This window comes from Acidobacteriota bacterium, assembly GCA_018001935.1.
Taxonomy (GTDB): Bacteria; Acidobacteriota; JAAYUB01; order JAAYUB01; family JAAYUB01; genus JAGNHB01.
Map to the genome: position 1 here is coordinate 17,500 of JAGNHB010000060.1, position 18,562 is coordinate 36,061.

General features: G+C 67.7%; 18 protein-coding genes. 10 read left to right on the forward strand and 8 right to left on the reverse strand.

All coding sequences use genetic code 11. The features are described from left to right. Positions 1 to 22 precede the first annotated feature (22 nt). On the forward strand, positions 23 to 703 hold the full coding sequence (locus tag KA419_17595; GenBank protein MBP7867747.1) for a hypothetical protein: 681 nt from the start codon (positions 23 to 25) through the stop codon (positions 701 to 703). Positions 704 to 735: 32 nt separating this feature from the next. Here the strand turns inward: KA419_17595 and KA419_17600 are convergent, their stop codons facing one another. Continuing rightward, entirely contained in the window at positions 736 to 1,251 is a 516-nt protein-coding gene (locus KA419_17600) for a discoidin domain-containing protein (protein ID MBP7867748.1), read from the reverse strand. A gap of 347 nt (positions 1,252 to 1,598) precedes the next feature. Between KA419_17600 and KA419_17605 the strand changes: the two genes are divergently transcribed. The 4 genes from KA419_17605 to KA419_17620 are packed head-to-tail and all read left to right on the forward strand — an operon-like array spanning position 1,599 to position 5,867. Further along, positions 1,599 to 2,333, forward strand: a complete 735-nt coding sequence (locus tag KA419_17605) for an HAD-IA family hydrolase (protein ID MBP7867749.1) — start codon at positions 1,599 to 1,601, stop codon at positions 2,331 to 2,333. A gap of 52 nt (positions 2,334 to 2,385) precedes the next feature. After that, complete coding sequence (locus tag KA419_17610) at positions 2,386 to 3,015, forward strand: hypothetical protein (protein ID MBP7867750.1); 630 nt, start codon at positions 2,386 to 2,388, stop codon at positions 3,013 to 3,015. Further along, entirely contained in the window at positions 3,012 to 4,538 is a 1,527-nt protein-coding gene (locus KA419_17615; GenBank protein ID MBP7867751.1) for a Tim44 domain-containing protein, read from the forward strand. The genes KA419_17610 and KA419_17615 overlap by 4 nt, the downstream gene beginning before the upstream one ends. Positions 4,539 to 4,541: 3 nt before the next feature. Next, positions 4,542 to 5,867 (forward strand): HlyC/CorC family transporter, encoded by a 1,326-nt coding sequence (locus KA419_17620; GenBank protein ID MBP7867752.1) that lies wholly within the window; start codon positions 4,542 to 4,544, stop codon positions 5,865 to 5,867. Between the two features lie 153 nt (positions 5,868 to 6,020). On the opposite strand, the gene KA419_17625 is transcribed toward KA419_17620, so the two are convergent. Beyond that, positions 6,021 to 6,716, reverse strand: a complete 696-nt coding sequence (locus tag KA419_17625; protein ID MBP7867753.1) for a chromophore lyase CpcT/CpeT — start codon at positions 6,714 to 6,716, stop codon at positions 6,021 to 6,023. A gap of 61 nt (positions 6,717 to 6,777) precedes the next feature. Then, a complete protein-coding gene (locus tag KA419_17630; protein MBP7867754.1) occupies positions 6,778 to 8,070 on the reverse strand; it encodes an HlyC/CorC family transporter in 1,293 nt (430 codons plus the stop codon). Positions 8,071 to 8,580: 510 nt separating this feature from the next. Here KA419_17630 and KA419_17635 point away from each other — a divergent pair. Together KA419_17635 and KA419_17640 are read left to right on the forward strand one after the other, a co-directional pair. After that, the gene (locus KA419_17635; GenBank protein MBP7867755.1) at positions 8,581 to 8,817 is read left to right on the forward strand and encodes a hypothetical protein; all 237 of its coding nucleotides are present in this window, start codon (positions 8,581 to 8,583) and stop codon (positions 8,815 to 8,817) included. Continuing rightward, positions 8,804 to 9,202 carry a type II toxin-antitoxin system VapC family toxin gene (locus KA419_17640; GenBank protein ID MBP7867756.1) on the forward strand — a complete coding sequence of 133 codons (399 nt, stop codon included), beginning with the start codon at positions 8,804 to 8,806 and terminating at the stop codon, positions 9,200 to 9,202. The genes KA419_17635 and KA419_17640 overlap by 14 nt, the downstream gene beginning before the upstream one ends. 265 nt (positions 9,203 to 9,467) lie before the next feature. On the opposite strand, the gene KA419_17645 is transcribed toward KA419_17640, so the two are convergent. Further along, on the reverse strand, positions 9,468 to 10,286 hold the full coding sequence (locus tag KA419_17645) for a serine/threonine-protein phosphatase (GenBank protein ID MBP7867757.1): 819 nt from the start codon (positions 10,284 to 10,286) through the stop codon (positions 9,468 to 9,470). Positions 10,287 to 10,620: 334 nt separating this feature from the next. Between KA419_17645 and groES the strand changes: the two genes are divergently transcribed. Then, positions 10,621 to 10,908: a co-chaperone GroES gene (groES, locus tag KA419_17650; GenBank protein MBP7867758.1), complete on the forward strand. Its 288-nt coding sequence runs from the start codon at positions 10,621 to 10,623 to the stop codon at positions 10,906 to 10,908. Between the two features lie 31 nt (positions 10,909 to 10,939). After that, positions 10,940 to 12,559 carry a chaperonin GroEL gene (gene groL / locus KA419_17655; protein ID MBP7867759.1) on the forward strand — a complete coding sequence of 540 codons (1,620 nt, stop codon included), beginning with the start codon at positions 10,940 to 10,942 and terminating at the stop codon, positions 12,557 to 12,559. Between the two features lie 106 nt (positions 12,560 to 12,665). Here the strand turns inward: groL and KA419_17660 are convergent, their stop codons facing one another. The 4 genes from KA419_17660 to KA419_17675 all read right to left on the reverse strand — a co-directional run bounded on the left by KA419_17660 (position 12,666) and on the right by KA419_17675 (position 17,894). Next, positions 12,666 to 13,436, reverse strand: a complete 771-nt coding sequence (locus KA419_17660) for a Mut7-C ubiquitin/RNAse domain-containing protein (protein MBP7867760.1) — start codon at positions 13,434 to 13,436, stop codon at positions 12,666 to 12,668. Between the two features lie 141 nt (positions 13,437 to 13,577). Continuing rightward, on the reverse strand, positions 13,578 to 14,675 hold the full coding sequence (gene mtgA, locus KA419_17665) for a monofunctional biosynthetic peptidoglycan transglycosylase (protein MBP7867761.1): 1,098 nt from the start codon (positions 14,673 to 14,675) through the stop codon (positions 13,578 to 13,580). 256 nt (positions 14,676 to 14,931) lie between these two features. Next, positions 14,932 to 17,226, reverse strand: a complete 2,295-nt coding sequence (locus tag KA419_17670; GenBank protein ID MBP7867762.1) for a hybrid sensor histidine kinase/response regulator — start codon at positions 17,224 to 17,226, stop codon at positions 14,932 to 14,934. Then, positions 17,223 to 17,894: a chemotaxis protein CheW gene (locus KA419_17675; GenBank protein MBP7867763.1), complete on the reverse strand. Its 672-nt coding sequence runs from the start codon at positions 17,892 to 17,894 to the stop codon at positions 17,223 to 17,225. Before KA419_17675 ends, KA419_17670 begins: the two co-directional genes overlap by 4 nt. Positions 17,895 to 18,021: 127 nt before the next feature. On the opposite strand from KA419_17675, the gene KA419_17680 reads away from it, so the two are divergent. Next, positions 18,022 to 18,562, forward strand: a 541-nt coding sequence (locus KA419_17680; GenBank protein MBP7867764.1) for a zinc-ribbon domain-containing protein, incomplete at its 3' end; no start/stop codon positions are given.

An 18,562-nucleotide genomic window follows, 5' to 3' on the forward strand; every position in this document is an offset into this window, starting at 1 on the left:
CAAAGCATTCGGGGAGGCTTTCGTGCAGGAGCAAGTGCCGGGACAGGACGCGAAGCGGGCGGTCGTCGTGCCGGTCCCCGACCTCGAAGGGAACCTGCTGGACCAGTTGCTTGCCGCCAGCACCGCCCTCACCCTCAAGCAGCAGGCGCCGGACGGCTTCGAGTTCCGACAGCGTTACGTGGTGAGCGGGGCCAACATGGTTCTGTTCACCGAGCAAAAAGGCCTGTTCGTCAACGACATCCTCCCCGGCCCCTGGCGGAGGGGGGAGCTGCGGGTCCTGGACGGGCAGGGGAGCGTCTGGCTCTACGTCCGGAAGCAGCCGGCGCTCCTGGCCTCCCGTGCCGTGGTGCTGGATCACCACTCCCTGGCGATGGCGGCGGTGGTGCGCGAGTCGTCCTGGCCGGGGCGGGACTACGGCCTTTACAGTGCCGGGGGGGACCGGGTGGGCGGGCTGAGTGCGACGGGGCGACTCCCGATGAAGTTCAGGCTCTGCTACGACGGAGAACCGGTCGGGGACCTGGAGCGACGCTGGGGCGACATCGGCGAGGGGAACCTGGCGCTGCGGCAGTTCACTCTGAACTGGAAAGGCGATCTCCCTCTGGACGCCCGCAAGGCGTTTTTGGCCGGGGCCCTGCTGATGATCTGGTACTACGCCCCCGCCCCGCGGCGGCGGCGCGGCCCGGCGTGGCGGGTCGCAGACTGAGCCGCCGGCTTCCGATCCGTCCGGGCCGGGGGTCAGGGGATGGGGTCGGCGACGACATCGACCTCGGCGACGGCGTACATGTCGTCGCCGCCGACAGCCCGGATCCGCAGGAATCGGGCCTTGACGGGCTTGAAGTCGATGGCCGGCTCGTACTCGGGGTTCCCCTCCTCCGAGCTGAGGGTGTCCATCCCGTCGCTGATCTCCCCGTGGTCCTCCTGGATGTGAAAGAGGTTGTGGTACCGGATGCCGTCGAGGGAATAGTCGACGTCGTAGCGGTCGTTGTTGTCCACCTGGAGGTGGATGTCGCGCACGAGCTTGGGCTGTTTCAGGTCGATCAGGAGCGAAACGCCGGCCTGTTCCCACCAGACGCAGCGGTCCGAGTTCCACGGCTCCCCCTCGTCCGGGAACCTGCCGTCCAGGATCAGGGTGGTGACCCCGTTCACCTCGCCGCCCTCGGTCCGCACCGACGCACCCTTTTCACCGGCGAACGCCGCCCCCGCCAGGAAGAGGATCCCCAGCCCCGCCAGAACGATCCCTCTCGAACGCATCGCGACCTCCTCGACCGTCTGATTTTTCCGATCCCGCAGGATTCGGGAACATCTTGCCCTATCCCGCGCCCCCTGTCAAGCCTCGAGAGGGTGCCAGATACTATCTAACACCAATAGAATCTGCGGGACATAAAGTTCTGGCGTACAACTCCCCTGATTTCAACGAAACATAACGTTCCTGCGCCCGGTGATCGTTTGCGTGCCGGCGGCCGCCCCTCCCCACCCCGCCCCGGCCGGGACTTCGGATGCCCGGCCTCCGGCGGAGGGCTTGGGACACCCCCGGAACAATCCCCTTGGTGCGGGCGGGGGAATGCGGTAGAATCGACCCGACACGGAGAAGACCGACCATGCCGATCCGCGCCATCGTGTTTGACCTGGACGGGACCCTCGTCGATTCGTTGACCGACATCGGGTCCGCCGTCGATCACGCCCTGTCCGGGCTCTCGCTGCCCCCGAGGTCCCTGGGGTGGGTCCGCCGGCACGTCGGCCAGGGGGCCGCCCACCTGATGCGGTGTGCCGTGGGCCCCGGCGCCCCGCCGGAGCTGACCGAAGCGGCACTGGACCGCTTCGTCCGGTTCTACGACGCGCACCCCTGCGAAGCCACGGTCCCTTACCCCGGGGCCGCCGACCTGCTCGCGGCCCTGGCCGGGCAGGGCCGGCAGTTGGCCGTCCTTTCCAACAAGCCCGGGGGCATCACGGTCAAGGTTTTGAAGACCCTGGGTTTGGACGGCCACTTCCGGCGAATCTGGGGCGGGGATTCCTTCCACGGGAAGAAACCGGCGCCGGACGGCCTGCTGCATTTCATGGCGGAGACGGGGTCCGGGCCGTCGGAAACCGTCCTGGTGGGCGACTCGGCGGCCGACGTGAACTGCGCCCACGCCGCCGGGGCCTGGAGCTGCTTCCACTCCCGCGGGTACGGGACGCTCGAGAACGCCGTTCGGCCGCCGCACCGGACGTTCGACGACATCCGGGAACTCCCCGGGATCCTCGTCGACCTGGACGGACGGGCGCTGCCCGCCGACGGGGCGGCGGTTCACCTGCCGGGGACGGCCGCTTCCGGGGCGCACCCGGCCGTCCCGTGACGCGCTCGCGGCCCGGGAGGCCGCCGACCCCGCCGACTCAACTGGAGGGACTATGCTGACACCGGCCTTTCTTCAGCCGCAAGCCCGGAAGATGACCATGGAGGCGATCCGCGCGGTCGAGGCCCGGACCTCGGCGGAAATCGTGGTGACCGTCCGCAGGCTGTCCGGGTACTACCGGTCGGCGGATTACCTCTTCGGCTTCATCCTGGCCCTCGTCACCCTCGCGGTGCTGATCTTCCACCCCCAGCCCTTCGCCGAGGCCTTCTGGCCGCTGGAAGTCACCGCCGCCTTCATCCTCGGGGCCTTCTTCTGCGCGTTCTGCCCCCTCCTGCGCCGGCTCCTGGTCCCGGGCCGGGTCAAGGCGGAGAACGTCCTGAAGTCCGCCCGGTCAGCCTTTTTCGAATACGGCGTCTTCCGGACGCGCGACGATGCCGGGGTCCTGGTCTACGTTTCGCTGTTCGAGCGCCGGGTGGAGGTGGTCTGTGACAAGGGGGTCGATGCCTCGCGCCTGGGCCCGGGCTGGGAGACCCTCGTGCACGATCTGCAGGGGTCCCTCCGGGGGAGGGGAAACCTCCGGCAATTTCTCAACGGGATCCGGGCGATGGGGCCGATCCTGACCGGGCTCCTCCCGCGGCGCTCCGACGACGTCAACGAACTCCCCGACGAGGTGGGCGAATCATGAGCGCCCCGCGGACCCCGTTGCTTCGCCCGGCGCTGGTCCTGGCCCTCGTGGCGGTCCTCGCCCCGCTGTTCCTGGCCGTCGTCACGGACGACCTCCTGGCCCGGCCCGGCGGCGGGCACTCCTTCGGCGGGAGTTCCCGCGGCAGCGGGGGGCACGGGGGGGGCGGCGGCGGCAACGGGGGTGGCGCCATGCTGATCTTTCAGCTGATTTCACTGCTCTTTCACTATCCCCTCCTGGGCCTGATCGTCCTGGCGCTCATCGTCTTCTTCATCGTCATGGCCGGCAAGCAGAAGGCCGCCGGCGGATGGTCGACCGTCACGCCCCCGCCCCCGCCCGTGCCCCCGACGCCCCGGGAAACCCCCCGCGCGGAGATCGAGAAGATCCGTACCCTGGACCCGGCCTTCTCCCTGGTCAGTTTCGAGGATTTCCTCTACGGGCTCTACACCGAGTTTCACCGCGCCCGGGGGGCGGCGGCCCTGCACACCCTCTCCGCCTACTTTTCGCCCCACCTCCTGGCGCTGCCTGCGCCCGGCGACCTCGCGGGCATCGAGAACGTGGTGGTGGGCTCCATGAACTACACCCGCGTCCGCGGCGTCGACGACCCCGCGGCGCCCAACGTCGTGGTCGGCGTCCGCTTCGAGTCCAATTACACCGAGGTGTCCAGGGCCGGCCGGCGGCAGGGGGTCTACGCCATGGAGGACTGGACCCTCTCCCGGGCCCGCAGCGCTGCCTCCCGCCCCCCGGACAAGGCGAGGTCCCTGGGCTGCCCCGGCTGCGGCGCCCCGGTGTCCGCCGTGGTCAGCGGCGCCTGTTCCTTCTGCAAGCGGCAGGTCAGCAACGGGGCCTTCGACTGGTTCGTCCAGGGGATCGGCCTGGTCCAGATGGAGTACAAGGCCCCGACCCTGACCACCTACATGCCGGAGCGGGGCACGAACCTGCCCACGGTGAAGGACCCGGGCCTCGACGCCGGGATGGCCGCCCTGGCCGCCAAGGACCCCTCCTTCGCCCTGGAGGCGTTCCTCAAGCGCGTGGGGCTTGTCTTCGGCCAGTTCCAGCAGTCGTGGTCGGCCTGCGACCTCCGGGGGATGCGCCCCTTCATGAGCGACACCCTGTTCCAGACCCAGATGTACTGGATCGAGGCCTACCGGAGCCAGGGCCTCCGCAACGTCACCGAGAACGCCCGGATCACCGCGGTGGAACCCGTCAAGGTCTCGTCCGACGCCTGGTTCGACACCCTGACGGTCCGGCTCTTCGCGACGGGGCTCGACTTCACGGTGGACACAACGGGGAAGGTGGTCGCCGGGTCCCGCACCCGGGAAAAACCCTACAGCGAGTACTGGACCTTCATCCGCGGCGCCGGGAAGCAGGGGGAGCCTCGCGCCGACCTGGCCTGTCCCCGCTGCGGGGCGCCGCTGTCCATCAACATGTCCGGGGAGTGCGAGTACTGCACGGCGCGCGTGACCTCCGGGGAGTACGACTGGGTCCTGAGCCGGATCGAGCAGGACGAGGTCTACCGTGGCTGACCCATGGTGACCGCCGTCGTCATCCTCGCGCTGATCCTTCTCAACGGTTTCTTCGCCATGTCGGAGATCGCCGTGGTTTCCGCACGGAAACCCCGCCTGCTCCAGATGCCCAGGGCGGACCAGCGTCGGGTCCAGTTGGTTCTCCGCCTCCAGGCCAACCCGGAGTCGATGCTGTCGGTGGTGCAGATCGGCATCACCCTGGTGGGGATCGTCGCCGGGGCCTTCGGCGCCGTGGAGCTGGCCGACGACGTCGCCCCCTCCCTCGCGGCCGTCCCCGCGCTCGCCCCCTGGGCCCCCCAGATCGCCTATTTCCTCATCGTCCTGGGGTTGACCTACGTCACCCTGGTTGTCGGGGAACTGGTGCCCAAGGCCTTCGCCCTGCGCCGGCCCGAGGCGGTGGCCGTCCGGGTCGCCCCCGTCATGAGCGCGGCGGCCCGGGTCATGCACCCCTTCGTGGTCTTCCTCGAGGGATCGACGCGGGTGATCCTGCGCCTCTTTGGTTTCCACGGCCCGCCGGGGGCCGTCATCACCGCGGAGGAGGTCCGGTTCGTGATCGACCAGGGGGCCGCCCAGGGTGTCCTGGCGGAAAAGGAGAACGAGCTGATCCGCAACGTCTTCCGCCTGGCCGAGCGCCAGGCCCGCTCCGTCATGACCAGCCGCCAGGACGTGTGCTGGCTGGACGTGAACGCCCCCCGGCGGGTCAACCACCGGAAGATCGTCAAGGAGGGGTTCACCCGGTACCCCGTCTGCGAGGGGTCCCTGGAGAAGATCGTCGGGATCCTGGACGTCAAGGACTACTGGCGGGTCGGCGGCGGGCGGGGACGCGTCGCCCTGCGCGCCCTGGTCTCACCGGCCGTTTACGTGCCCGAGAACCAGTCCGCTTTCACCACGCTGGAGACGCTCCAGTCGCGCTCGGTGCACCTCGCCGTGGTGCTGGACGAGTACGGGGCCACCGAGGGCATCGTCACGCTGCACGACCTGGTGGAAAACATCTTCGGGACGATGCCGGACGCGGTCCGGGGGGAAGGGGAGGCGATCTTCGCCCGGGAGGACGGCTCCCTGCTGGTGGACGGCACCCAGCCCTTCGACGAGATCGCGGAACGGCTGGGGATCGTCCTGGAGCCCGAGGTGTCCCGGCCGTTCTCGACCCTGGGAGGGTACATGATGTTCCGGCTGAAGAAGGTCCCGCGGACGGGCGACCATCTCGAGGCCGACGGGTTCCGTTTCGAGATCGTGGACATGGACGGCCCGCGCGTGGACAAGGTCCTGGTGCGCCAGGTGTCGGCCGAAGGGGCCGCTCCCGGGCCGGAGAAGACAGCGGGCGAATGACCCGCCCGCGCGCCGGCGGGAACGACGGTCGGGTGGCCAACCCACGTGCCGGCAGGGGGGGGCGCCAACGGCGCAACCTCCCTCAGCTCGGCCAACGGCCTGGGTCATCGCGGCGCAGATGGATTTTCTTCAGCGGCCTGAAGGGCCGCGATACTAGGGTTCGGGCCGGTCGGGAGTGTGCTTCCGGAAAACGTAGCCGCCCTTCTCCGCCCCCCAGACCTGCTTGCCGTCCTTGTCGTACCCGCGGTCCCAGCTCGTGAGGGTGTCCGGCGTGATCCGGACGTCCGAGGTGGCGAACCGGGCCCCCTTGTGCTCGCTCAGGCACTCGCTCCCGCGGGTGCTGCCGGCGAAGGCGCCGTCGGGCTGCACCTTGAGGAAGATGGCGCACCCCGGCCGTTCCTTGAGCTGGTCGGGGGTCAGGTCCTCGAGGGGGTTCTCCCGTTTCCACTGCCCGGCGAACCGGAGAGGGTCCTCCATCTCGAAAACCCGGCTGGCCAGGGCCCCGTCCGGCTCGGCGGTGAGGTGGTAGACCCGCTGGCGGTAGGGCTGATCCTGCTTCGCGACCAGGGCCTGCTCCACGTAGAGCCAGTACCCGTCCGTCCGGGAGGTCCAGATCCGGACCATGCGAAGGCGGATGTCCTTGAAGTTCTCCGGGTCGGCCGCCGCCTGTTCGGCGCTGTCGTAGGAACCGCACATCCACTCCGCGAGGCGGCGCAGGTCCTTCTTCTGCTTCTCCGTCGGGGGCTGCGCGTCCTTTTTCGGCGCCGGGGGGCCGGCGCTCACCGGCACCAGCAGGCAAAGGAAAACCGGAACGACGACCCGCCAAATGATACATACCCGGTTTCGCATGTTTCCTCCCGTCATTTGGGCCAGCGGATCACCGCTGAAGACAGCGGGTCAACCGTGTCCATCAGTGTTCATCCGCGGTTTGGGCGATCTCCCCCGTGTCCGGCGGCCCGGCCTTCGTCACCCGGATCCGGAGGACTTTCCGGCTGTCCACCTCCAGGACCGTGACCCGGAGACCGCGGCACTCGAAGGTCTCGTCCGGGGCCGGGAAGCGCCCGAGGTGGGTGATGACCATCCCCGCGGCGGTGTTGTAGGTCTCGTCGTAGAGGTCGACCCCGACCCGCTCCTCCAGTCGGCCGATCTCGGTGTCCCCCTTGAGGACGAAGACGCCCGGGGACTCCTCGACGATGGCCTCCTCCTCGTGCTGGTCCTCGTCGCGGATCTCCCCGACGATCTCCTCCAGAAGGTCCTCCAGCGTCACCAGCCCCGCAACACCCCCGTACTCGTCCACCACCACCGCCAGGTTGTCCCCCCGGCTCTGCATCTCGCGCAGCAGTTCGGGCACCTTCTTGGTTTCCGGAACGAAGAAGGCGGGCCGGATCATGTCGCCGATGGGGCCGCCCGCGGTCTCGGCGCTGTAGGCCGCCAGGAGGTGGCGGACGTGGACGGTGCCCGTGATGGTGTCGAGGCCGTCCCGGTAGACCGGGATCCGGCTGTGGCGGCTCTGGGAGATCAGGTCCTTGAGTTCCTGGAGGGTGGCCGTCTCCTTGAGGGCGGTGATCTCCGTCCGGGGGGTCATGATCTCCCGGACCATGGTGTCGCCGAACTCCACCACCTGCCGGATGAGCTTCTGCTCCTCGGGCTCGAAGATCCCCTCTTCCTCCCCGACGTCCAGGTAGGCCTGGACCTCGGCCTCGGTGGCTTCCGTGTTTTCGGTCTCCTCGGCCTCCTCCTCCGCTTCGCGGCGACGGGCGATGACCAGGACGGGGTAGCACAGGGGGTGGAGGAACCGGTGGAAGGGGCGGAAAACGGGGGAGAGCCGCCGGACCGCCAGGGGGATGTCGCCCCGGATGACGGCCCAGGGGATCAGGTGCCCGGACAGGAACACCGCCACCGCCACGCCCGCCACGGTGACGGTGAATGGCTGGGGGGCCCCGACGGCGACCAGCAGGTTGAAGACCACCAGGGCGAAGGCGACGAGGAGGACCCGGACGAGAAACACCAGGGGGACCTGCACGTCGGATTTCGAGCGGTTCAGCAGGACGAGGACCCGGTCTTTCTTCCAATCCTTGAAGCGCTCCGGGATGAGCCGGAGTTCGAGGGGGGTCAGGCGCCCGATGGCGTTGTCCAACAGGGAGAAATAGGCGTGGGCGACAAAGAGGGCAACGGCGATCATGGCTTGCAGGTCGGGTTTCATGGCGGTGTCCGTGTTCTCCCGTGGGCCTTATAGCACGGGCGGGCCGTAAAAGCAAGTTCCCACGCGCCGTCCCGGCGCGGGTATCGTCCCGCCCGCTCCCACGCGTCGTCCGGCATGCCCCGGGGCCAAGATGCCCCGTTTGTGTCGATCCGGGTCCGGAATCGACGTATCAGGTCTCTCGCAAAGACGCCAAGACGCAAAGCCTCGCAAAGGAATCCCACTTTTCCGCTTCCGGCTTTGCGAGGCTTGGCGTCTTCTCGCCTTTGCGAGAGGTAAAGACCGCCTGTTTATTGTTCTGGAGCATCCGGATGATCCGTGTCCATCCGTGTGCATCTGTGGTTTCTTCCCGGTTTATCCGGGTTGGGACTAGCGAGCCGGCAGAGTGATCCCTCGCCGACCCGAAAAATGCTCGGAAGGGTGTTTGCCTTTCCCCCGTCCAAGCTGTCAGGCTTGACATTCCAGGGCGATGGATTTATGCTCTTCATATAAGCGCTTAAAGGAGGACATCGCATGAGAATCACCGTGCACATCCCCGATCGGCTCGAAGCGGACGTGAAACGCTGCGCCGCGAACGAAGGGAAATCGGTCTCCTCCCTGACGGCCGAGGCCCTGGGCTATTACCTGCAGGCCCTCCGGCGAAGGAAAGCGGGGGAAAGGGTCCTGGCCCTGGCGGGCAGCGCCCCTCCGGCGACGGACGCCCTGGAAGCACTGGACCGTCTCCGCGAGGACGGTCATGATCGGCCTTGACACCGGCTTTTTCGTGGCGCTGCTCGGCGGACACCCCGAGGCGGTCCGGGTCTGGAAGGACCTGGTCGAGGGGGAAGACTCCGTGACGTCCTGCCTGACCCTCTACGAACTCCGGGCGCTGGCCATGAGAGGGAAAATTACGCTGGTTGGCGCCGAGGCCGTTCTGGAGGCGATCCCGGCGGTCTCCCGGGTCCTGTGGCTCGACCATGGGGACACCCTGGCGCAGGCAGCCCGGCTGACCCACGGGCTGGGCCTCCCGGCCATGGACGCCCTCATCCTGGCCGACCTTCTCGAGGCCGGCGCCACGGTAGTCTATTCTACCGATGTGCATATGGAAACCGGCCATCGGAAAGGAGTCAAGGTCGTCAACCTGAAAAACCGCTGAGACCAGGTTTTGGGGGTGAGGGGCGCGGGTTTCCGGAGCGTTGAATCGACTTTAGCCCTATCGGGTTGATAGGGTTAGGATTGCGAATTAGAATGTTATGATTGACTGATTTGGCAAGGATTAGATACTACCTGGCACTCTTCCCTCGTTCCTCAAAAGGCCCTTCGCTGACACTCGGGGGCGCCGTCGTGCCGTACGCCTCCCGACTGCCCTTTGCGAGGCTTGGCGTCTTGGCGGCTTTGCGTGAGGTCGGTCCCGGCAGGGTTCAGTGGAAGTGGATCATCATGGCGGTGACGTTGTCCTTGCCGCCGGCGAGGTTGGCTTCCTTGACGAGGATGGCGGCCTGCTCCTTGGGGTGGGCGTGGCGGCACATCACGTTGCGGATGGTCTCGTCCGTCACCATGTTGTAAAGGCCGTCGGTGCAGATCATGAGGCGGATCCCCCGCGGGATCACGGTGATGTAGGTGTCGACCTCCACCTCCTCCTTGCTGCCGAGGGAACGGGAGAGGATGTTCTTGCGCGGGTGGACGCGCGCCTCCTCCTCGGTGAGGACGCCCTGCTTGACCAGTTCGCAGACCATGCTGTGGTCCTGGGTCAGGATGCGGAAGGAGTTCTGGTCGAGGAAGTAGCAGCGGCAGTCGCCCACGTGGCCCAGGGTCAGCACGTCGTTGCGGATGATGGCGGCCGTGAGGGTGGCCCCCATGCTGAGGTGCTCGCCGCCGTCCCGGAGCCGGAAGATCCGCCGGTTGGCTTCCTGGACGGCCATTTTCATGAAGGCCGCGGGGTTCTCCAGCAGCTCCCGGTCCTCGTCCGGCACCCGCGCGCCGTACCCCGGCACGTCCCGGACCGTCCCCAGGTTGTGCCGCAGGGCCCGCTGGAGAAAAAGCTCCCCGAGGGTCTTGACGGCGATCTTCGCCGCCACCTCGCCCTTCTCCTTCCCCCCCATGCCGTCGGAGACGGCGAAGAGCCCCACGAGGTCGCGTTCACCGACGGTGTCGAGATTGGTGACCAAGGCCAGGGTGGCGTCCTCGTTGGAGCCTCGCTGCATCCCCGTGTCCGTAAGATAAGCCCAGGTCAGGTTCACGCTTGACGGCCTCGATTCGGGTTCCGGAGTCCGCCCGGATTTTTCCCGATCTTATCACGGCGGAAATTATTCGGGAAGGGTTTTTTCGTCGGGGAAATTTTCCCCAGCAGAAGAACAATTCTCCAAGCCGGCGAGGCGCCGGCCGTTTCCCGGACGGTCCGCGCGTGCAACGGTGGGGGCCCTCCCGGACCGGATTCGCCGTCCTCCCGGTGGGGCCGGGGTCGCCCGCCTGTTCGGGCGTTGGATTGGCACATCGATTGCTTAGCGAAGTTGGCGGCATTCGGACCGCCCCCGAAACGACGGGAAATCAAATCCACAACAAAGGAGAGTGCATATGACCATCAGACCGTTGCATGATCGGGTCATCGTCAAGAGGCTCGAGCAGAAAGAGCAGGTGAAGGGCGGGATCATCATCCCCGACACCGCCAAGGAAAAGCCCCAGCAGGGCGAGGTCATCGCCGTCGGCAAGGGCAAGATCCTCGACAGCGGCGAGCGCGTGACGCCCGAGGTCAAGGCCGGCGACCGCATCCTCTTCGGCAAGTACTCCGGCAACGAAGTCAAGATCGACGAAGAAGAGTTCCTGATCATGCGCGAGGACGAGATCCTCGGCATCCTGGAATAACCCACCGAATCACGATTAAGGAGAAGAGACAATGGCCAAGGATATCATTTACGCCGAGACCTGCCGCCAGAAGATTCTGGAAGGCGTCAACAAGCTGGCCGACACGGTCAAGCTCACGCTGGGCCCCAAGGGCCGCAACGTCGTCCTCGAAAAGAAGTTCGGGGCCCCCACCATCACCAAGGACGGCGTCACCGTCGCCAAGGAGATCGAACTGAAGGACAAGATGACCAACCTGGGCGCCCAGATGGTCAAGGAAGTCGCCTCCAAGACCAGCGACGTGGCCGGCGACGGCACCACCACCGCCACCCTCCTGGCCCAGGCCATCTACAAGGAAGGCGTGAAGAACGTGGCCGCCGGGGCCAACCCGATGGCCATCAAGCGCGGGATCGACAAGTCCGTCGAAGCCGTGGTGAAGGAGATCACCAAGATGTCCGTGCCGGTCAGCGGCGACATGATCGCCCAGGTCGGCTCCATCTCCGCCAACAACGACATGTCCATCGGCTCCATCATCGCCGAGGCCATGAAGAAGGTGGGCAAGGACGGCGTCATCACCGTGGAGGAGGCCAAGACCCTCGAGACCGCCCTGGAAGTGGTGGAAGGCATGCAGTTCGACCGCGGCTACCTGTCCCCCTACTTCGTCACGGACCCCGAGCGGATGGAAGCCGTCCTGGAAGACGTCAACATCCTGATCCACGAGAAGAAGATCAGCGCCATGAAGGACCTGCTCCCGGTCCTGGAGCAGATCGCCCGCTCCGGCAAGCCCCTCCTGATCATCGCCGAGGACGTGGAAGGCGAGGCCCTGGCCACCCTGGTGGTCAACAAGCTGCGCGGCACCCTGCAGGTGGCCGCCGTCAAGGCCCCCGGTTTCGGCGACCGCCGCAAGGCCATGCTGGAAGACATCGCCATCCTGACGGGCGGCAAAGTCATCAGCGAGGACCTCGGCATCAAGCTGGAAAACATCAAGATGGAAGACCTTGGCCGCGCCAAGCGGATCCGGATCGACAAGGACAACACCACCATCGTGGACGGCCAGCACAACCCGGCCGACCTCCAGGCCCGCATCAAGCAGATCCGCGTCCAGATCGACGAGACCACGTCCGACTACGACCGCGAGAAGCTGCAGGAGCGCCTGGCCAAGCTGGTGGGCGGCGTGGCCGTGATCAAGGTCGGGGCCGCCACCGAGACCGAGATGAAGGAAAAGAAAGCCCGCGTGGAAGACGCCATGCACGCCACCAAGGCGGCCGTTGAAGAGGGAATCGTCCCCGGCGGCGGCGTCGCGTTCCTGCGCGTCATGAAGGCCCTGGACGGCCTGAACCTGGACGGCGACGAGAAGGTCGGCGTGTGCATCATCCGCCGCGCCCTCGAGGAGCCCATCCGCCAGATCGCCCTCAACGCGGGCCTGGAAGGCGCCGTGGTGGCCGAGCGCGTGAAGGCCTCCGACGACGTCAACTTCGGCTACAACGCGGAGACCGAGGTGTACGAGGACCTGGTCAAGGCCGGCGTCATCGACCCCGCCAAGGTCACCCGCACCGCCCTCCAGAACGCCGCCTCCATCGCCGGGCTGCTGCTCACCACCGAGGCTTCGGTGTACGAACTGCCCGAGGAAAAGCCGGCCGCCCCGCCCATGCCCCACGGCGGCGGGATGTACTGAGAACCCGTTTTAGCGTCTGACTCAAGGGGCCGCGCCGCGCGGCCCCTTTTTTTTCGACCAGTCAGACAAGTCGGACAAGTCGGACAAGTCAGACAAGTCGGACAAGTCAGACCTCCCGATCAAAAAAAGGCCCTCGCGGTGTTCTCGTCAGCTCCTCCACCCGGCGGAGGAGGCCGGCGAAGTGGGAGCCCTGCCAGTAGACCCTGCCGCAGCCGATGCACTGGTAGAACTCCTGGAACGCCTCTCGGGAGCGGAAGGGCACCCGTTCGGCCACCTCCTCCTTCCGCCGGTCCTCCAGGAAGCCGTTGCAACGCATACAGCGGGTGAAAGGCTGCACCTGATCCTCCAGCCGGAACCGGCGCAGGATCTCCCGGACCTGTTCCGGCGGTGAGGTGGACCGGACCCAGGCGCCGTGCCAGACCTGCTTGCGCTTCAGCAAGCCGATGTCCCGGGTCAGCAACAGGCGGTGCTCCCCGGCGGAGACCCGGGCCAGGTCCTCGTCTGGCCAGTCGTTGCGGTAGAGGGTGTCGAACCCCAGGAGCCGGAGGCCGGCGGCCAGCTTTCCCAGGTGGATATCCAGGACGAAGCGGGGGGGGTGGTCGATCGCCGGCAGCAGGCGGGTCCCGGGCGCGCCGGCGAGGGCCCCGAGGTCCGGGAGGACCGCGACCCGGTCGCCGGGGGCCAGGAGGGCCGCGAAGTCCCGGGGCTCGCCGTTGATCACCACCAGGTCCACCTCCACGTGGGGGACCCCGAAAGCCTCGATGCCGTCTTTCACCGACCCGCCTGCCGACTCGGGGCGCTCGAGGTCCCGCCCCCGGGTCGCCGCCGGCAGGAAATCGTTCAGATCGCCATAGAAACGAAAGGTGATGGTGCCCATTTCCTGCCCGTCTCCCCCGGATTTCAACCACGAAATACACGGAATACACGAACGTGAGCCATCATTGCGGGTTCGGCGTGTTCTGCGGCCAGGTGAAGAGAACCTCAGAATACGCAGTAGAAAGAACCGGGCGGCGGGGTGTCAGGGGGACGGGGGCGGCGGCGCGTCCGGGGGCGGCTTCGGAGGGTGCCCCGGGCCGGTTTCGGGAGGGCCGGTCTCGTCGGGCGATTCCGCCGCCGGGGCGGGCGCCGCGGTCACCGCCGCCGAGCCCGTGTCGGAAGCGTCGGCCCCGGCCGCCGCATCGGGGGTGTCGACCCCGGTCGCGGGCGCCTGGGCCGGGGTCTCGCTGAGCTTGAACTCCCCCGGGTACTCCCGCTGGACGTCGTCCTGGTCCTTCTGTTTCAGCCCGAGGGCGGCGCGTAGCCCGGAGAGGCTCCACCCCCCGGCCCACTTCTGGCGGACCAGCCGGAAGGCGATGACGGAGCGCTTCTTGCGCATCCGGGGGCTCTTGTCGTCCAGCGGGTTGTAGATGTGGGGGTTGGCGATGACCGACGCCAGGCGGACCGCCTCGGGGACCGTCAGTGCCGCCGCACTCTTCTTGAACCAGAACCGGGCCGCGGCCTCGGCCCCGTAGACGCCGTCGCCCCACTCGATGATGTTGAGGTAGATCTCCAGGATCCGGTCCTTGGAGAGGTTGCGCTCCATGTACCAGGTGATGGCCGCCTCCCGGACCTTGCGCCACCAGCTGCGCTCGGGGGAGAGGTAGAGGTTCTTGGCGCACTGCTGGGTGATGGTGGAGCCGCCGCGGGTGATCCGGCTGTCCTCCAGGTTGCGCTGCCAGGCCTCCCGGATGGCCTCCCAGTCAAACCCGTCGTGGGCGTAGAACTTGTCGTCCTCGGTGGTGATGACGGCCCGGATCAGGTTCTTCGAGATCTTCGAGAGAGGGACCCAGGTCCAGAGCCGCCGGAGCGGCTTTCCCGCCGCTTCCGCCTCCGCTTCGCGGTACGCGATGATGGCCGTCGTCTCGGGGTTTTTCTCCCGGTAGTCCCCCGGGTTGGGGAGGGTGACCCAGAACAGGAAGACGCTCAGGAGAATGAAGCCGAGCAACCCCAGCAGGATCCAGCGGACGAGGTGCCGCTTCCGTCCCGGCTTTCGCTCGGCTTTCGGCTTCTCCGGTTCTGTCGTCGTTCCCGGTGCCCCGAGGTACAGGTCCCGCAGCTGTTCGTCTTCCCGCGGCATGGCCACCTCCCGCGACAGTGTTACCCCCAACCCGGCCCGAACGCAAGGGGATTTTGAACCACGAAATACACGGAATACACGAAACAGGGGCGCATTCAGCAAAACAGTGCATTATCAATGTGTTCAGCGGGGCGATCCTGGGGAAACGCTGAGAACGTGTCGAACGAGCGTCATCGGGTCAAGCGAGCCGATGCATCATTCTCAGGTTCTTCTTTAACCGTATTGTTCGTGTATTTCGTGTATTTCGTGGTCAAAATCAGGGGTCGCCGATGAGGTCCCGGACGGCACCGATGAGGCGGTCGTCGTGGAAGGAACTCTTGGTGAGGTAATAATCGGCGCCGGCGTCGAGACCCCGAAGCTTGTCCTCCTCCCGGTCCTTGTAGGAGACGATCATGACGGGCATCGCCTTCCGGCGGGGGTCCGCCTTGATGCGGCGCACCAGCTCGATGCCGTCCATGCGGGGCATGTCCACGTCCGTGACCACCAGGTGGTAAGGGGCTTCCTGGAGCGCGTTCAGACCGTCCATGCCGTCCACGGCCACGGCCACCTCGTAGCCCCGGTTCTCCAGGAGCTTGCGCTCCACCTCGCGCACGGTGAGGGAGTCGTCCACCACCAGGATGCGCTTGCGGTCCTCGGGGCGCTGCACCCGGCGGCTCACGGCCCGGAGGACGCGCCCCTGGCCGATGAGGTTGTCCACCCCCCGCACCAGGTCGTCGACGTCCAGGATGAGCAGGGGGGATCCGTCTTCCATGACGGCGCCGGCGGAGATGTTGGGGACCTTGCCCAGGCGCGGGTCCAGAGGGATGACCACCAGCTCGCGCTCGCCCAGGAAACGATCGACGGCCACCCCGTAGCGGCTCAGGCGGTCGCTGAGCACCACCACCCGCAGGATGCGCACGTCCCGGGCCTCCGGCAGCGGCACCTGGAGGATCTGCCGGGCGTCCACGAGACCGAGGGTCTCCCCGCCGTCGTCGCAGTAGAGGCGGTCCTCCACCACGCGCAGGTCCTCCGCGGCCACGTTCAGGAGACGGTCGATCCGGACCAGGGGGACGGCGTACGCTTCGCCCCCGATCTCCACCTGGAGGGCGCGCATCACGGACAGGGCCAGCGGCAGCATCAGCCGGAAGGTGGTCCCCTCGCCGGGCTTCGACTCGATGCGCACCATCCCCCGGACCTCGTGGACCATGTTGTGCACCACGTCGAGCCCGACACCCCGCCCCGACAGCTCGGTCACGTTCACGGAGGTGGAGAAGCCCGGCAGGAAGAGAAACTCCAGCAACTCCGCCTCGCTCATCCCCGCGGCCATCTCCCCCGTGGCGTACCCCTTTTCCACGACCCGGGCCCGGACGGTCTCCGGGTCGATCCCCCTCCCGTCGTCGGAGATGGTGATCTCCAGGAGCCCCGAACGGTGCCGCGCCTCCACCCGGATGGTCCCTTCCTCGGGTTTGCCGGCCCGCCTTCGGACGTCCGGCGTTTCGAGGCCGTGGTCCGCGGCGTTCCGGAGCAGGTGGTTGAGGGGGGCTTCCAGTCGTTCCATGATGTCCCGGTCCACCGGGGTGCCGAGCCCGCCGGTCTGGAACCGGATCCGCTTGCCGAGGGACCGGGCGAGGTCCCGGACCATGCGGTCGAAGCCGATCAGGCCCTCGGAGAAGGGGCGCATGCGGCACCGGATCACCTCGGCGTAAAGGCGCTCGGCGAGGTTCTCCATCCGCCGCGAGAACTGGTCGAAGTCCTCGATGTGGGCCAGGACCGCCTCGCGCAGGGGGGTGAAGCGTTCGCCCGCCTCGGCCACGGGGTCCGGGGCCCCGGCGGGGGACAGCCCGGGCGAGGCCGTGAGGCGTCTGGCCACCCAGTCCTCCAGGGGGCCGGTGAGGGCCTTGATCTTCCGGAGGCACGCGGAGAACGCCTTCAGGGAGCGGGCGTGCACGAGGCACTCCCCGGAGAGGCCCATGAGCCGGCTGAGGTTCTCCGACTGGACGCGCACGAAGCCCGGTTCCACGCGCTCCTCCTCCGCATCGGCGGCCGGGGGGGGAGGCGGTTCGGGGGCCGGAGCCGGCCGGGCGGGCGGGGCCGAGGTGAGCGGTTCGGACGGGGCCGGGACCGGCGGGGCGGAGGGCGGCGGCCCGGGTGCGGGACCCGGGGCGGACGGCTCGAGGAGGATGTCACGAAGTTGCCCCGCCAGGGCGTCCATGAGCTCCTTCCGGGCCTTCATCGCCTCCGGGATCGCCGAAACGCCCATTCCGGCGAACTCCTTGAAAATGTCGTTGGCCTGCAGGAGGGTGTCGACGTGCCCGGCCTGCAGCCGGAGCCGCTCGTGCTGGGCGGCGGAGAGGACGTCCTCCATGGCGTGGGCCATCCCCACCGCGTCTGCGAGACCCACGATCCGGGCTGCGCCCTTGATGGAGTGGGCCGCTCGCATCAGCGGCTCGAACCGGGAGGGGGAAGGGTTCGACTCGGCCCCCACCAGGCCGGACTCCAGCACCCGGGAGTGGGTCTCGAGTTCAATCCGGAACAGGTCGAGCAAGGAATCGTCGTACGGGGGGGTGCTCATGCGCGGAGGCTCCTGTTGAGCGCCAGGAAGAAGGGGTCGCCGTCGACGATCCCGACGCTCCGGCCCGCGATCTCGGCAACGGCCTTCACCAGGGCGCCGGGAAACCGGGTCAGGGTGTCGGGGGCCTTCCGGGTGTCCGGCATCGGCACATCCACCACCCCGTGCACCTCGGAGACGGGGATCACGAAGCGCTCGTGGCGCCGTTCCACGACGAGGAACCGGGCGCCCGGGCCCGCCTCCGCCGGCTCGTCCCCGGAGATCCCGAGTACGGTCTCGCCGGACAGGAGGGGAAGCAGCTCCCCCTCCACGTTGACCAGCCCCCGGAAAACCCGCCCGCTCCGCCCGGGGACGGTGTGAACCGGCTTCGGGGACCCCACGGACCGGCAGAGGACGGTGGGCAGGGCCAGCCACTCGCCCCGGATCCGGAAGAGGACGCAGGAAAGGGTGTCCCCCGTTTCGGTCTCCTTCCGGCCCGACAGCAGGCGCGCGTAGTCCTCGAGGAAGCCCTCCGGCGACGGGCGGTCGAGGAGGCGAAGCCCCTCCCGGGCGAAGACGGCGCAGTTCCGGCAGTGCCCCTCCCGGGGGAGGCGCTCGCAAGTCCCGTCACCGTTGATCCCGACGGTTTTCCAGCAGAGGGTGTGCAAGGTCTGGGGTGTTCCATCCGTCATAGGGTTGCGAGACTCCCGTGCCCGAGGGTTTGAGGCTGTGGGATCGTCGGGTCGGAGTATAACATGATTCCTTTTCTTTCCGTGGAATTTTGTGGTAGAGTGAGCGCAAATCGGAGGAGGAGCCGCGATGAGACAGTGTCCAAAATGCAATGCCCCCGTGGCGGATGAAACCCGGTTCTGCACCGCGTGCGGCGCCCCGGTCCCGGTGGACCCGACGGGCGCCGGAGGGACCATCATCGCCACCCAGATGATGGATGCGGCGCCGGGCAAGACCGTCATGATGGACGAGAGCGCGACGGTCCCGGTGCAGAGCGTATCGGCGGGCACCATCGAGAGCACCAAGGAGGACATCAACAAGATCTTCGAGACGTCGGGGGTCTGCCCGCAGTGCTACTCCCCCCTCAAGAAGGGGAGCAACGCCTGCGAGGAATGCGGCTACCGGTTGACGGGGATGTTCTGCAAGTCGTGCGGGCGCGAGGTCACGGACGGCCAGGAATTCTGCCCGGTGTGCAAGAGTGCGACCGTGGCGGTCCAGCCGGGGACCCCCCCGTCGGGTGTCCCGGCCGGTGCGTTCTCCTCCACCGGACCGACCGTCGCGGTGGGCATGGGCGCCCCCCCGCCCGCCCCGCCGGCCGGCGCGGCCACGGCGCAGGTGCCCGCCTACGGGG

What these genes read in the sequence shown, in the direction of transcription:
- KA419_17600 (MBP7867748.1), bottom strand. Translation starts at nt 1,251, where the DNA reads ATGCGTTCGAGAGGGATCGTTCTGGCGGGGCTGGGGATCCTCTTCCTG.
- KA419_17605 (MBP7867749.1), top strand. Translation starts at nt 1,599, where the DNA reads ATGCCGATCCGCGCCATCGTGTTTGACCTGGACGGGACCCTCGTCGAT.
- KA419_17610 (MBP7867750.1), top strand. Translation starts at nt 2,386, where the DNA reads ATGCTGACACCGGCCTTTCTTCAGCCGCAAGCCCGGAAGATGACCATG.
- KA419_17615 (MBP7867751.1), top strand. Translation starts at nt 3,012, where the DNA reads ATGAGCGCCCCGCGGACCCCGTTGCTTCGCCCGGCGCTGGTCCTGGCC.
- KA419_17620 (MBP7867752.1), top strand. Translation starts at nt 4,542, where the DNA reads ATGGTGACCGCCGTCGTCATCCTCGCGCTGATCCTTCTCAACGGTTTC.
- KA419_17625 (MBP7867753.1), bottom strand. Translation starts at nt 6,716, where the DNA reads ATGCGAAACCGGGTATGTATCATTTGGCGGGTCGTCGTTCCGGTTTTC.
- KA419_17630 (MBP7867754.1), bottom strand. Translation starts at nt 8,070, where the DNA reads ATGAAACCCGACCTGCAAGCCATGATCGCCGTTGCCCTCTTTGTCGCC.
- KA419_17635 (MBP7867755.1), top strand. Translation starts at nt 8,581, where the DNA reads ATGAGAATCACCGTGCACATCCCCGATCGGCTCGAAGCGGACGTGAAA.
- KA419_17640 (MBP7867756.1), top strand. Translation starts at nt 8,804, where the DNA reads ATGATCGGCCTTGACACCGGCTTTTTCGTGGCGCTGCTCGGCGGACAC.
- groES (MBP7867758.1), top strand. Translation starts at nt 10,621, where the DNA reads ATGACCATCAGACCGTTGCATGATCGGGTCATCGTCAAGAGGCTCGAG.
- groL (MBP7867759.1), top strand. Translation starts at nt 10,940, where the DNA reads ATGGCCAAGGATATCATTTACGCCGAGACCTGCCGCCAGAAGATTCTG.
- KA419_17660 (MBP7867760.1), bottom strand. Translation starts at nt 13,436, where the DNA reads ATGGGCACCATCACCTTTCGTTTCTATGGCGATCTGAACGATTTCCTG.
- mtgA (MBP7867761.1), bottom strand. Translation starts at nt 14,675, where the DNA reads ATGCCGCGGGAAGACGAACAGCTGCGGGACCTGTACCTCGGGGCACCG.
- KA419_17670 (MBP7867762.1), bottom strand. Translation starts at nt 17,226, where the DNA reads ATGAGCACCCCCCCGTACGACGATTCCTTGCTCGACCTGTTCCGGATT.
- KA419_17675 (MBP7867763.1), bottom strand. Translation starts at nt 17,894, where the DNA reads ATGACGGATGGAACACCCCAGACCTTGCACACCCTCTGCTGGAAAACC.